We start from the raw sequence: 12,533 nt of genomic DNA, 5'->3' as shown, positions 1-12,533 counted from the left end.
TCTCCTTCTCGTCGAGGATCGTCAGTCGAAGATGCGCTGGAGCTGCCGGGCGGCCTCGTAATCCGCGCGCGCCTTGCCCACTTCCTCGCGCACCGACACCTCGGGCACCGCCACGTCCCACCAGTGGCCGCCGGCCTCGGTGGCGGCGAGCGGATCGGTGTCGATGACGATCACCGTGGTGCGATCGTTGTTGCGCGACGCTTCGAGGGCGTTTTCCAGCTCGCCGATCGACGCCACCTTGACGGCGAGCGCTCCCAGGCTCTCGGCGTGGGCGCGGAAGTCGATCTCCGGCTGCACTTCCATGGCGCAATTCTGCCAGAGATTGTTGAAGTTGGCGCCGCCGGTGGCCATCTGCAAGCGGTTGATGCAGCCGAAGCCGTGGTTGTCGAGCAGCACGACGGTCAGCTTCTGGCCGAGGCTGACGGACGTGGCGATCTCCGAGTTCATCATCATGTAGGAGCCGTCGCCGACCATGACGACGACCTCCTTGTCCGGGTTGGCCAGCTTGACGCCGATGCCGCCGGCGATCTCGTAGCCCATGCAGGAGAAGCCGTATTCCATGTGATAGCTGCCCGGCACCGTGGGCACCCAGAGCTTGTCGAGTTCGCCCGGCAGGCCGCCGGCGGCGCAGACCACCACCGTTCCGGGGCCGCCGAGCGTCCGCGCCACGGCGCCGATCACCTGGGCGTCCGACGGCTTCTCGGCGTTGGTGGGCGCCAGCACCTTGGCGGCGGCTTCGAGCCACGCAGCTTTCTCCTCTCCGGCGCGGTCGGCGACGCCGGCCGCCTTCCAGCCGCCGAGGCCCTGCGACAGGAGCGTCAGCCCGACCTTGGCGTCGGCCACCAGCGGCACGGCATTATGCTTGGTGGTGTCGTAGCTGGCGACGTTGAGGGCGACGATCCTCATGCCGCCGGTCTTGAACAGCGCCCACGAGCCGGTGGTGAAATCCTGGAAGCGGGTGCCGACGGCCAGCACCAGGTCGGCGTCGGCGGCGAGCGCATTGGCGGCCGAGGTGCCGGTGACGCCGACGGCGCCGAGCGCCAGCTCGTGCGTCTCGTCGATCGCCGACTTGCCGGCCTGCGTCACGGCGACGGGGATGCGGTGCGTCTCGGCGAAGGCGACGAGGTCGGCCGCCGCCTCCGAATAGAGCACGCCGCCGCCGGCGATGATCATCGGGTTCTTCGCCGCCTTGATGAGGCCGATGACCGTCGAAAGCTCGGTCTCGTCCGGGCGGATGCGCCGGGGCGTCCAGACCTTTTCGTCGAACAGGCTCTCCGGCCAGTCGAAGGCCTCGGCCTGCACGTCCTGGCACATGGCGAGCGTCACCGGCCCGCATTCGGCCGGATCGGTCAGCACGTGCATGGTCCGCTGCAAGGCCAGGATCAACTGTTCGGGCCGCTGGATGCGGTCGAAATAGCGCGACACCGGGCGGAAGCAGTCGTTGGCCGACACGGTGCCGTCCTGGAAGTCCTCGACCTGTTGCAAAACCGGATCGGGCTGGCGGTTGGCGAACACGTCACCGGGCAGCAGGAGCAGCGGCAGCCGGTTGACGTGGGCGACGGCGGCGGCGGTCACCATGTTGAGGGCGCCGGGGCCGATCGAGGTGGTGCAGGCCATGAAGCGGCGGCGGAAGCTTGCCTTGGCGAAGGCGATCGCCGACAGGGCCATCGCCTGCTCGTTGTGGGCGCGCAGCGTCGGAAACGCGTCGCGGACCTGATAGAGCGCCTCGCCGAGGCCGGCGACGTTGCCGTGGCCGAAGATCGCCCAGCAGCCGGCGAAGATCGGCAGCTTCTCCCCGTCGATGATCGTCTTCTGGTTCACGAGGAACCGCACCGTCGCCTGCGCCACGGTCAGTCGCACTGTCTTGCCAACCATATTCATCCTCCCGAAACGGGCTCCCTCGTCACGCGGGGATGCGCCGCTCTAGACTGGGTCCTCATCCGGTCGCCGGTCATGGCCGGCCGCTGCAGCTTGCCGAAGCTCAGGCCGCCGCGGAAGCGTCCAGCGACAGCCAGACGTCAACCAGCGTGCCGAACTTGGCGGCCATGTCGGCGATGGCCGCCTCATCGTCGATCTCGCCGCCGAGCCAGCGCCGCGCCGCATCGGCGAAGATGGTGCGGCCGACGGCGAAGCCCTTGACGCAGGGCGCCGACCTGGCGGCGGCAAAGCCCTGTTTCAGCGTCTCGATCGGCGCTTCGAGGCCGAGCAGCACCACGCCGCGGCAATAGGGATCGTTGTCGCCGATCACCCGGTCGATCGCCCGCCAGGCCGCTACCGACGCCTGCGGTTCCAGCTTCCACCAGTCGGGCTTGAGGCCGGCCGCGTAGAGTTCGGACAACGCCCGGGCCACCGTGTCGTCGGCGAGCGGCCCGGCCTTGGAGGCGATGATCTCGATCAGGATCTCCCGGCCCACCTTGCGCGCCGCCTCGTAGGCGGTGGCGAGCTTGGCCGTCTGCACCGCCTTGAGGTCGGCCGGGTCGTCGGGATGGTAGAAGCACAGCACCTTGATGCAATGTTCGAGCGGCCATTCGATCAGCCGGCTGCCGAGATCCTGGCTGAACTCGAACTGCAACGGCCGCGAGCCGGGCAGCTCGATCGGCTTGGCCACCCAGAGGTCCTTGCCGGCGCCGGCCGCGAACAGCGCCTTGTGGCCGTATTTGTCGTCGAGCAGCATGCCGAAGCCGGGCCGGCCGGCCGCCACCCGCCGCGCCGCCTTCACCGCCAGAACCTTGAAGTCGGGGATGCGCTTCAGCGTCGCCTCATCCTCGGCGAGATCCTCCACCTGGCTGCGGTGGTCGATGGCCAGCGCCATCATGGTCGGATGGGCCCGCCGGCGGGTCGTCGACCAGTGGATGTGGTTGAGCCTGGCGTCCTTGCGCAGGGCGCGCTCGCTGCTGCCGTGGGCGAGGAATGAGGTCAGCTCGTCCCAGGTCGGGTATTCCGGCGAGCACAGGAGGCGCGACACCGCGAAGGCGCCGCAGGCGTTGGCCCAGGTGGCCGAGGTGGCGAGCGGCTCGCCCGCGAGCCAGCCCCGCAGGAAGCCCGACATGAAGGCGTCGCCGGCCCCCAGCACGTTGAACACCTCGATCGGAAAGCCCCTGCCGACGATGCCGGCCTCAAGATCGTCGGAGATCGGCCCGTCGTAGACGATGCAGCCCATGGCGCCGCGCTTCAGCACGATGACCGCCGAGGGGTTGAGCGCCCGGATGGCTTTCAGCGACGGCAGCACGCCGTCGGCGCCGGTGGCGATCATGATCTCCTCTTCGGTGCCGACGATCAGGTCGCAGTCGGCGAGGACGCTGCGGAGGAGGCCGGAGACGCGATCCGACTTGACGTAGCGCTCGAAGCCGGCGTCGTGGCCGGCGAGGCCCCAGAGGTTCGGCCGGTAGTCGATGTCGATCACCACCCTGGCGCCGTGCTTCTTGGCAAGCGCGATCGCCTTGCGCTGCGCCGCCTCGGTGTTGGGGCGCGAGAAATGGGTGCCGCTGACCACGATCGACCGGCTCCGGGCGATCAGCGCTTCGTTGATATCGTCCTCCGACAGCGCCATGTCGGCGCAGTCGGAGCGGTAGAAGATCATCGGCGACACGCCCTCGTCCTCCACGGCGAGCAGCACCAGCGCCGTCAGGCGGTCCTTGTCGACGGCGATGCCGGCGGTGTCGACCTTCTCGCGTCCGAGCTGCTCCAGGATGAAACGGCCCATCTGCTCGTTGCCGACGCGGGTGATCAGCGCCGACCTGAGGCCGAGGCGGGCGGTGCCGACGGAAATGTTGGCGGGGCAGCCGCCGACCGACTTCGCGAAGCTGCCGATATCCTCAAGGCGGGTGCCGATCTGCTGCCCGTAGAGATCCACCGACGACCGGCCGATGGCGATGAGATCGAGCGTTTTGGCCGGGCTGGCGTCGTCTGTCATTCTTTCCTCGCTGAGCTTTCCTTCGTGGCGCGGTGCCGCGCATTGGCTGCAAGAATATATGTTCTGACAGAAAAGATCGATGAAATTATTATTCTGCGTCCACTGTAGTATCCCGGAAGGCGCCGCCCGGCGGCTCGAGCGCGTTCCGCCCGGTCAACTCCACTGTTTTCTCTCGGCAACGGCGACACTCAACGCCAGGGCAAGCACCATGGAGGCCGAAAGGGGGCGGAAGCCGCTGTAGTCAGTTTCCACAACTTCGAACCAAACGTTCGAAATCGCCGCGATCGGCGAGAAGGGCGAATCGGTCAGCGACACCAGCGGCACGCCGCGTTCCCTGAGGGCCTTGGCCTGCGCCACGGTTTCCGGTGCGTAGGGCGAGAAGCTGACGGCAAAGGCGGCGTCCCTCGGGCCGGCGAACTGCAACAGGTCGCCGTCGGTTCCCATCGACGAACTGGCCAGCTCGCAGCGCAGGCCGAGCTTGCCGAAGGCGTAGGCCATGTAGCCGACGATCGGGAACGACCGCCGCCGCGCCAGGAGATAGATCGTCTCGCCGCCGGAAAGCACCGAGACGGCCGAGGAAAACACCTCGCGGCTGACCGAACGGAGCGCGCTCTCCATCGACTGCCGGCCCGCGGCCAGGAAGCCTTCGAGGGTCTTGCCGGTGCCGTCCAGAGGGTCGGCGCCGCGGCCCAGCGTCTGGAGGCGCTCCGCGTATTCCGAGCTGCGCTCGCGCATCCGGTCGCGGAACAGGCGCTGCATCTCGATGAAGCCGTCGAAGCCGAAATGCTGGGCGAAGCGGATCACTGCCGACGGCGGCACGCCGATGCTCTTGGAGATCGAGGACACCGTGCCGAAGGCGATCTCGTCGGGCTGGTCGAGCGCGAAGGCGGCGATCTGAAACAGCCGCTTGGGCAGCGCCTTCTGCCGCCGGACGATCTCCTCCTTGAGGGGCTGATAGCCGGAGAACGCCGCTTTTTCGGGTGTCCGGTCGTCAGGCTGGTCTGCGGAGCTGCGCATCGCGTCATCACTTTTCAGCAAGGCCCTTGCCGGAAAGGCGGCCGGCGGGGCGCGCCGGCCGCCGGCTCGCCTCAGTAGGCGATGTCCACCTGCCGGCCTTCCTTCAGCGACGTCACGGCGGCGTCGGCCATGGCGAGTGCCTTGAGGCCGTCTTCGCCGGACGGCTGCATCGGCGTGCCGGCCTCGATCGCCTTGATGAAGGCGGCGATCTCGTTGGCATAAGCCTCCGTGTAGCGCGTCATGAAGAAGTTGAGCAGCGGCTCGCGGCGGTAGCCCTCGGCGTCCGCCACCTCGACGGTGGTGGCGCGCAGGTTCTCGGCGTGCACCATGCCCTTCGAGCCGTGCACCTCGATCCGCTGGTCGTAGCCGTAGGTGGCGCGGCGCGAATTGGAGATCTGGGCGATCTTGCCGCTCCTGGTGGTCAGGATCACCGAGCCGCTGTCGATATCGCCGGCCTTGCCGATCTCCGGATCGACCAGGCTCGAACCGACCGCGAACACCTTGACCGGATCCTCGCCGAGCAGGAAGGCGGCCATGTCGAAGTCGTGGATGGTCATGTCGCGGAACATGCCGCCCGAGCGCGCAACATAGGTGGCCGGCGGCGGCGACGGATCGCGCGAGGTGATCGACACCATCTCCACCGCGCCGATCTGGCCGGCGTCGATGCGGGCGCGCACCTCCATGAAATTGGGGTCGAAGCGGCGGTTGAAGCCGATCATCAGCGCCGCCTTCTCGCGGGCGACGGTGTCGAGGCACTTGCGCACCCGGGCGGTGTCGAGATCGATCGGCTTCTCGCAGAAGATCGCCTTGCCGGCCCGCGCCGCCTGCTCGATCATGTCGGCGTGCATGTCGGTTGGCGTGGTGATCAGCACCGCGTCAATGTCTTTGGCGTTCATGATCTCGTCGATCGTCCGCACTTCGGCGCCCGACGCCTTCGAGATGAAGGCGGCCGCCTCGGGCAGCGCGTCGGCGACGGCGACCAGCTTCGCGCCCGGCGTGGCGGCGACAGCACCGGCGTGCACCTTGCCGATGCGTCCGGCGCCCAGCAATCCGAATTTCAGCGTCATGATTGATCTCTCTCCCTCGACTGCTCCCGCGGGCGGCGTCGCGGATGACCCCGGCGGATCAAATGCTTCAGACCGTCGCCGCGCCAAAAGTTGAAAAACGATTCAGGATCGCTCTCGCGATCGACCGTCGCATGGTCCGTTCCGCTTGCCGTGGTTCCGGATCGGCGGCCGCGGGAGTTGAACGGTATGGAACAGTCTTTTTCTGTGATGGAATTTAAGTTCCATTATCCCGCTCCGTCAAGGCCTTCCTGTCCGGATGAAGGGGCGCACGTGGACGGGCGATCCCCCGCCTTTGGTCGATGTCGTGGTCGCCGGCCGGCCGGGCGTCGCTGGCCCTCGCCGGGTGGGCTTGGGATTATTGGTTATTTATCAAATCGTTATCAGGGGATAAGCTCGAAGACGAAATGGCTGGGCAGCGCCGCCTGTCGGCCACGGCGGCTGTCCCCATGATCCGGACGTCGAAGCAAGGCGTTGAAATATCGGGCTTCTCGTTGCCGATGCCTACAGTTTCGCCGGGGTTGGCATTGGGCGGAACGATGGAATAGACTTGAAACGTCCAATTCGATTTGAAGCGAGGTTGGGGATGGCTGACGACAGCGAGCCGATGGAATTTGACGACATCGACAGGAGCGGGCCGCCGCCGCAGGAGTTTCGCGCCCTGCGCGACCTCATCATCGGGCGTCGCGACAAGCTGCCGCGCCGTCTCGCCCAGGTCGCGGCCTACGCCGTCGAATCGCCCGACGAGATCGCCTTCGGCACCGTCGCCAGCATCGCCTCGGCGGCCAAGGTGCAGCCCTCGACGCTGGTGCGCTTTGCCAAAGCAATGGGATACAAGGGATTTTCTGAGCTTCAGGCGGTGTTCCAGGAGCGGCTTCGCGACCGTCCGTCCAATTACGACGAGCGGCTGGACGCCTTCGACACCCATTCGTCCGGCCGTCCGGTAACCACCGCGATGCTCGATGGCTTCGGCAAGGCGGCGATCCGCTCGGTCGAGCGAGCGTGCGAGCGAATCGATCCGGCGGTGATGGACAGGGCGACGCAGATTCTCTCCGAGGCCGACACCGTCTACCTGATCGCCCAGCGCCGCTCCTATCCGATCACCGCCTACATGGCCTATGCCTTCGGAAAGCTCGGAATCCGCACGACGCTGATCGGCTCGCCGCTCGGCATCGACCGGGAAATGCTGAATTTCGCCGGCCCCAAGGATGCGGCCTTCGCGATCAGTTTCACGCCCTATGCCTCGGGCACCGTGGAATACATGCGCCAGGTCGCCGCGCAAGGCACGCCCCTGGTGGTGATCACCGACAGTCCATTCAGCCCTCTGGTGCCGGAAAACGGCGTCTGGTTCGAGATCGTCGAGGCCGATTTCGAGGGCTTCCGCTCGCTCGCCGCCACGCTGACCGTCGCCATGGCGCTGACGGTGTCGGTTGCCGACCTTCGTCGCAGCCGCGAGAAACAGAATTTACATACCGTATAAAATGAAATAAAGAATAACTGGATCGACGCGGCCGGGCTACCGGCTGCGCCCCTGAAGGTCATTCGCCATACCGTCCGTTCATCCCGGATCGACTGCGCCGCGGTCCGGGAATGGGGAAGCTTGTCCCGGAGCGCGTCCAGCCCGGAACGGTCGTTCCATCGTGCTGCCGCCGGTCGGAGAGGGGCCGGCGCCCGCGAAGATCTCGCGTCAGGTCCGGACGATGCATTTTCGAGGAACGGCCCGGCGGGCGGACAGCTCCAGCCGGTGCGCCTATTGGGAGAGAAGACATGATTCGCATTGGTGCCAATCCCATCTGCTGGTCGAACGACGACCTGTGGGACATCGGCGGTGACATCAGCCTCGAACAGTGCCTCACCGAAGCGCGCGACGCCGGCATCGAGGGCATGGAGAAGGGGCACAAGATGCCGGCCGACGGCCCTGAGCTGAAGGCCCTGCTTGCCGGCTACGGCATGGTCTTCGTCTCCGGCTGGTACTCGACCTTCCTGCTCGAGCGCGACGCCGACGCCGAGTTCGCCGCCGCCCAGGATGAGCTGAAGTGGCGCAAGGAAGCCGGCGCCGAGGTGCTGGTGGTCTGCGAATGCACTCGCACCGTCCACGGCACCCGGTCGGCGCCGCTGTCGACGCGCCCGGTGCTGACCGACGCCGAATGGGCGGTGTTCCTGCCGCGCATGACCCGTTTTGCCGAGCTGGTGAAGGGCTACGGCCTGCAACTGGTCTACCACCACCACATGGGCACGGTGGTGCAGACGCCGGACGAGGTCGACCGCTTCATGGCCGGCACCGGCCCGGCGGTAAAGCTGCTGCTCGACACCGGCCACATGACCTGGGGCGGCGGCGATGCCGTGGCCATGGCCCGGAAATACGCCGATCGCATCGGCCACGTCCACACCAAGGACGTTCGCACCGCGGTCGCCGGCAGGGCGCTCGCCGAGGACTGGTCGTTTCTCGATTCGGTGCTGGAAGGCGTCTACACCGTGCCGGGCGACGGCGCGGTCGACTATGTCGGCCTGTTCAAGGCGCTGCCGAACTATTCGGGCTGGGTGGTGCTCGAGGCCGAGCAGGATCCCGAGAAGGCCAACCCGAAGACATACGTCACCATGGGCGTCGCCAACCTGAAGCGCTATCTGGCCGAGGCCGGCCTCCGCTGACGGCTGCCGCGCGCCCGCCCGGCCGGCGCGCGCCCGAACGAGCATCCCCAGGGGGCTTTCCCCCTGGGGCGCATCCTTGCCTTTCCCTTGTTCGACAAGGCCGAGCGACGAAAAATTTCGATTTTCCGCCAAGGGATTGCCTTGTCCTGACGATTGTCGCGCCCGGCCGCCCGACGAACGGCCCGAGGAGGCGTGCATCATGCCCCGCGCTGAACTGCGATCCGACATGCCGCTGGCGAGGACCGTCGCCACGACGCCGACCGACGTCTGGAACGACTCCTGCTCGATCGGCGAGTTGCGATACTCGCTCGCCAACGGCGCGGTCGTCGCCACCACCAACCCGTCGATCGTCCTCGCCGTCCTCAGGAAGGACTACGACGCCTGAAAGGAGCCGCTGCGGCAGATGGTGACGCAGCATCCGGCGGACAGCGAAGACGAGATCGCCTGGCGGCTGATCGAGGCCATGGGTCTCAGGGGCGCCAAGCTGCTGCTGCCGGTGTTCGAGCGCGAGAAGGGGCTGAAGGGCCGGCTGTCGATGCAGACCAGCCGGCCCACTCCATGGGCAGCGAACGCCTCGTCGAGCAGGCGGTGCGCTTCGCCGGCCTCGCGCCCAACATCCAGGTCAAGATCCCGGTCACCGCCGCCGGCATGGCCGCCATCGAGGAGGCGACCAGACGCGGCGTGGTGATCAACGCCACCGTAAGCTTCACCCTGCCGCAGGCGGTCGCCGTCGCCAAGGCGGTCGAGCGCGGCCTGACGCGCCGGGCGGCCGAGGGGCACGACGTTTCCGGCATGACGCCGGCCTGCACCATCATGATCGGCCGCACCGACGACTGGATCAAGGCGGTGGCCAGGCGCGACGGCATCGTCGTCGATCCGGGGCATCTCGAATGGGCGGGCCTCGCCGTCATCAAGAAGGCCTACGCCATCTTCAACGCGCGCGGCTACCGCACGCGCCTCCTCTCCGCCGCCTACCGCAACCACATGCACTGGTCGGAGCTGATCGGCGGCGACCTGATCCTGACCATCCCCTACGACTGGCAGGTGCTGTTCGGCGGCTGCGATATCGCGGTGAAGCCGCGCATCGACGATCGCGTCGATCCGGCCATCGTCGACGAACTCCACCGCAAGTTCCCCGACTTCCGCGCCGCCTACGACGAGGATGGCCTCACCGTTGCGGATTTCGACGGCTACGGCGCCACCCGCCGCACGCTGCGCGCCTTCATCAAGGCCTACCGCGACCTGACGGCGATCGTGCGCGACGCGATGATCCCGCCGGCCTGACCGTCTTCGCGTCGGAACGAAGGAAACCCCGGAAACGGTCGCCGTCTCGGGGATTGCTTTCTCAGGGAGGAGCAGGGAGCGCCCCGTCCGCGCTCCCGCCCTCCATCCGTCAGCCGACCACCAGCGCCTCGCGCATGGCGCAGGCGAGGCGGGTCGCCTCGCGGGCGTCGGCGATGCCGCTCGGCGTCGGCCCGCCGCTCCGCACGGCCTCGACGAAGGCGCGCGCCTCGTGCAGGAAGGCGTCGCCGAACCGCTCGAAGAAATCGACCTGGCCTTCGGTCGTCCGGCCGCCGCCGCTCTCCAGCGTGACCGGGCGGCGCGGTACGTTGCGGCCGATCTCCAGGCCGCCCCTGGTGCCGGAAATGGTCATCGCCGCCTCGTAGCCGCGGTGCGAGGTGCGGGAGACGTGGAAGGTCGCCACCTGTCCGCCCTTGAAGGTGACGGTGGCAAAACCGTTGTCGACGTCGCCGCAGCCGCCGAGCGCCGGATACATGACGCGGCTGCCGGCCGCGCTCACCTGGGACACCTCGGCGCCGTCCAGCATCCAGCGGACGAGGTCGATGTCGTGGATGCAGCAGTCGAGGAAGATGCCGCCCGAGGTGGGGGCGAAGCGCACGAAGAAGCCGTCGGGATCGACCGGGTCCTCCGACCGGCAGCTGATGGCGAACACCTCGCCGAGATCGCCGGCGGCGATCAGCCGCCTCGCATCGGCATAGGCCGGATCGAAGCGGCGCATGAAGCCGATCATCACCAGTTGGCCGGGGCGCTTGTCCGCCACGGCGATCACCCGGTCGCAGTCGGCGGGTTCCAGGGCGAGCGGCTTCTCGCAGAACACGTGCTTGCCGGCCTCGAGGGCGACGATCACCTGGTCGGCGTGCAGCGAGGTCGGCGTCACCAGCCAGACGGCGTCGAGGCCGGGATGGGCGAGGAGTTCGGCAAGGCCGGCATAGGCAACGACGCCGGGCAGCGTCGCCTCGGCCCAGGCCCGCTCCTCGGGGATTGGACTGGCGGCGGCCACGAGCGACGCGCCGGGAACGCGGAGAGCCAGGTTTTCGGCGTGGCGGCGGCCGAGCCGGCCGAGACCCACGATGCCGATGCGGACGGAAGCGGACATGAAGGACATACCTCGGAATGTGACCGCCGAAGCACCGGTCCCCTGGCGGACCGGCGCGGCCGGCGCCTGCGGTTCATGGATGCGATGCCAGGACTGAAGGGCGGCAGAAACGATTCAAAATCCCCGCCGACGCAACCGGCCGAAACCGCCCCGGCCGCATGCGCGGTACCGGTGGAGGATGGCGGCCGGCGACCGTCCGTTGCCGGAGAGATCGCCGGATATCGGCCGGCGCACGTCGGGCTTGCGGGAGGGCGAGTTGCCGCCTCCCGGATTGGTCCCGATGGCCGGTGGAGGCACCTGTCGGACGCCGGAGCAATGCCGGGGAAAGCGGGAGCATCGCTCCGCCGTCGGGGATTGCGCCCGAAACGCGGGCTGGAGCGGGCCGGCGATGGTCGCGAGACGGCCGGTCCGCTCCGGACCTCGGATCACTTGATCGAGGCGCGGAAGTCCAGGAGTTCCTGGGCGTTGTCCTTGGTGATCAGGGCGGCGCCGGAATCGATGCGCTTCTCGATGGTCTTGCCGGCGATCACTTCGAGCGCCTTCTCGACGCCGAGGCGGCCCATGTCGTAGTTGCCCTGGGCGATCGAGCCGTAGAGGTCGCCGGCCAGGATGGCCTTGAGGTTGTCGGTGTTGGCGTCGACGCCGAGCACCGGCACTTCCTTGCCGGCCTGCTTCAGCGCGCGCAGGGCGCCGAGGGCTTCCTCGTCGTTGCCGGCGAACACGCCGGCGATGTCGGGCGTCGACTGCAGCACGTTCTGCGTCACCGTATAGGCCTTCTCGCGATCGGAATAGGCCGGCTGACGGGCGCCGATCACCATGCCGGCCGCTTCGAGCACTTCCTTGGCGCCGTCGCAACGGTCGGTCATCGACGGGTTGCCGGGGGCACCATCGAGCAGCAGCACCTTGTCGCCCGCCTTGAGCAGCTTGGCGAGCGCCGCGCCACCCGCCTTGCCGGCCGCCACGTTGTCGGTGCCGATGAAGGTCGAGTAGTCGGTGAACGCCTCGGGCATGCCGGTGTCGACCAGCAGGACCGGAACGCCGGCCGCGCGGACCTTGGTCAGGATGTTGATGGCGGTGCCGGGCTGCGACGGCGAGAAGATCAGGGCGTCGGGCTTCTGGGCGAGCACGTCCTGCACCATGTTGATCTGCTGCTCGACGGCGTCCTCGGTCGGGGGGCCAAGCAGGATCAGGTCGACGTTGTTCTTCTCGGCGGCGGCCTGGGCGCCGGCCGCCACGATCTTCCAGTACTGGCTCGACAGCGTCTTCAGGACGACGGCGATCTTGACCTTGTCGGCGGCGGCGGCCGGGCTGCTGACGGCGGTGATCGCCGGGAGAGCTGCGACGGCGAATGCACCGGCCATCAGGGCGGCAACGAAAGTTCTCCGATTCATGGTCTCACTCCCAATTAAGCAGGTCTGTTGCAGGTTTCGCATTTCCTCACTACGAAACCCCATTACGTCCATTTCGATATTCGAGAACATCTTCCGGGCGT

The 12,533-nt window shown here is 67.7% G+C and carries 10 protein-coding genes; 4 read left to right on the top strand and 6 right to left on the bottom strand.

Annotated features, from left to right (window positions below):
- Nucleotides 1-21 precede the first annotated feature (21 nt).
- The 4 genes from iolD to iolG form a co-directional block, all read right to left on the bottom strand.
- Nucleotides 22-1,875 carry a 3D-(3,5/4)-trihydroxycyclohexane-1,2-dione acylhydrolase (decyclizing) gene (iolD, locus tag H512_RS0121070; protein WP_036793073.1) on the bottom strand — a complete coding sequence of 618 codons (1,854 nt, stop codon included), beginning with the start codon at nt 1,873-1,875 and terminating at the stop codon, nt 22-24.
- A gap of 106 nt (nt 1,876-1,981) precedes the next feature.
- Nucleotides 1,982-3,913 carry a bifunctional 5-dehydro-2-deoxygluconokinase/5-dehydro-2-deoxyphosphogluconate aldolase gene (locus tag H512_RS0121065; protein ID WP_026785081.1) on the bottom strand — a complete coding sequence of 644 codons (1,932 nt, stop codon included), beginning with the start codon at nt 3,911-3,913 and terminating at the stop codon, nt 1,982-1,984.
- Between the two features lie 153 nt (nt 3,914-4,066).
- Nucleotides 4,067-4,930, bottom strand: coding sequence for a MurR/RpiR family transcriptional regulator (locus H512_RS25390; protein ID WP_053240122.1), 864 nt, complete (start codon nt 4,928-4,930; stop codon nt 4,067-4,069).
- 71 nt (nt 4,931-5,001) lie between these two features.
- Entirely contained in the window at nt 5,002-5,997 is a 996-nt protein-coding gene (iolG, locus tag H512_RS0121055; RefSeq protein ID WP_026785080.1) for an inositol 2-dehydrogenase, read from the bottom strand.
- A gap of 583 nt (nt 5,998-6,580) precedes the next feature.
- Here iolG and H512_RS0121050 point away from each other — a divergent pair.
- The 4 genes from H512_RS0121050 to H512_RS25385 all read left to right on the top strand — a co-directional run bounded on the left by H512_RS0121050 (nt 6,581) and on the right by H512_RS25385 (nt 9,927).
- A complete protein-coding gene (locus H512_RS0121050) occupies nt 6,581-7,474 on the top strand; it encodes a MurR/RpiR family transcriptional regulator (RefSeq protein WP_245585475.1) in 894 nt (297 codons plus the stop codon).
- A 287-nt stretch (nt 7,475-7,761) separates the two neighbouring features.
- Entirely contained in the window at nt 7,762-8,643 is an 882-nt protein-coding gene (gene iolE / locus H512_RS0121045; protein WP_026785078.1) for a myo-inosose-2 dehydratase, read from the top strand.
- 199 nt (nt 8,644-8,842) lie between these two features.
- Nucleotides 8,843-9,028, top strand: coding sequence for a hypothetical protein (locus tag H512_RS27510; RefSeq protein ID WP_210162735.1), 186 nt, complete (start codon nt 8,843-8,845; stop codon nt 9,026-9,028).
- A 173-nt stretch (nt 9,029-9,201) separates the two neighbouring features.
- Nucleotides 9,202-9,927: a transaldolase family protein gene (locus H512_RS25385; RefSeq protein WP_210162734.1), complete on the top strand. Its 726-nt coding sequence runs from the start codon at nt 9,202-9,204 to the stop codon at nt 9,925-9,927.
- 109 nt (nt 9,928-10,036) lie between these two features.
- Here the strand turns inward: H512_RS25385 and H512_RS0121035 are convergent, their stop codons facing one another.
- Nucleotides 10,037-11,041: a Gfo/Idh/MocA family oxidoreductase gene (locus tag H512_RS0121035; protein ID WP_026785077.1), complete on the bottom strand. Its 1,005-nt coding sequence runs from the start codon at nt 11,039-11,041 to the stop codon at nt 10,037-10,039.
- Nucleotides 11,042-11,466: 425 nt separating this feature from the next.
- Nucleotides 11,467-12,432 carry a sugar ABC transporter substrate-binding protein gene (locus H512_RS0121030; protein ID WP_026785076.1) on the bottom strand — a complete coding sequence of 322 codons (966 nt, stop codon included), beginning with the start codon at nt 12,430-12,432 and terminating at the stop codon, nt 11,467-11,469.
- Nucleotides 12,433-12,533: the final 101 nt, after the last annotated feature.

Origin of the sequence: Pleomorphomonas koreensis DSM 23070 (assembly GCF_000425185.1) — a bacterium.
In the GTDB taxonomy this organism is placed as follows: Bacteria; Pseudomonadota; Alphaproteobacteria; order Rhizobiales; family Pleomorphomonadaceae; genus Pleomorphomonas; species Pleomorphomonas koreensis.
This window is presented reverse-complemented; position numbering and strand designations above follow the sequence as displayed.

What these genes read in the sequence shown, in the direction of transcription:
- iolD (WP_036793073.1), bottom strand. Translation starts at nt 1,875, where the DNA reads ATGGTTGGCAAGACAGTGCGACTGACCGTGGCGCAGGCGACGGTGCGG.
- H512_RS0121065 (WP_026785081.1), bottom strand. Translation starts at nt 3,913, where the DNA reads ATGACAGACGACGCCAGCCCGGCCAAAACGCTCGATCTCATCGCCATC.
- H512_RS25390 (WP_053240122.1), bottom strand. Translation starts at nt 4,930, where the DNA reads ATGCGCAGCTCCGCAGACCAGCCTGACGACCGGACACCCGAAAAAGCG.
- iolG (WP_026785080.1), bottom strand. Translation starts at nt 5,997, where the DNA reads ATGACGCTGAAATTCGGATTGCTGGGCGCCGGACGCATCGGCAAGGTG.
- H512_RS0121050 (WP_245585475.1), top strand. Translation starts at nt 6,581, where the DNA reads ATGGCTGACGACAGCGAGCCGATGGAATTTGACGACATCGACAGGAGC.
- iolE (WP_026785078.1), top strand. Translation starts at nt 7,762, where the DNA reads ATGATTCGCATTGGTGCCAATCCCATCTGCTGGTCGAACGACGACCTG.
- H512_RS27510 (WP_210162735.1), top strand. Translation starts at nt 8,843, where the DNA reads ATGCCCCGCGCTGAACTGCGATCCGACATGCCGCTGGCGAGGACCGTC.
- H512_RS25385 (WP_210162734.1), top strand. Translation starts at nt 9,202, where the DNA reads ATGGGCAGCGAACGCCTCGTCGAGCAGGCGGTGCGCTTCGCCGGCCTC.
- H512_RS0121035 (WP_026785077.1), bottom strand. Translation starts at nt 11,041, where the DNA reads ATGTCCGCTTCCGTCCGCATCGGCATCGTGGGTCTCGGCCGGCTCGGC.
- H512_RS0121030 (WP_026785076.1), bottom strand. Translation starts at nt 12,432, where the DNA reads ATGAATCGGAGAACTTTCGTTGCCGCCCTGATGGCCGGTGCATTCGCC.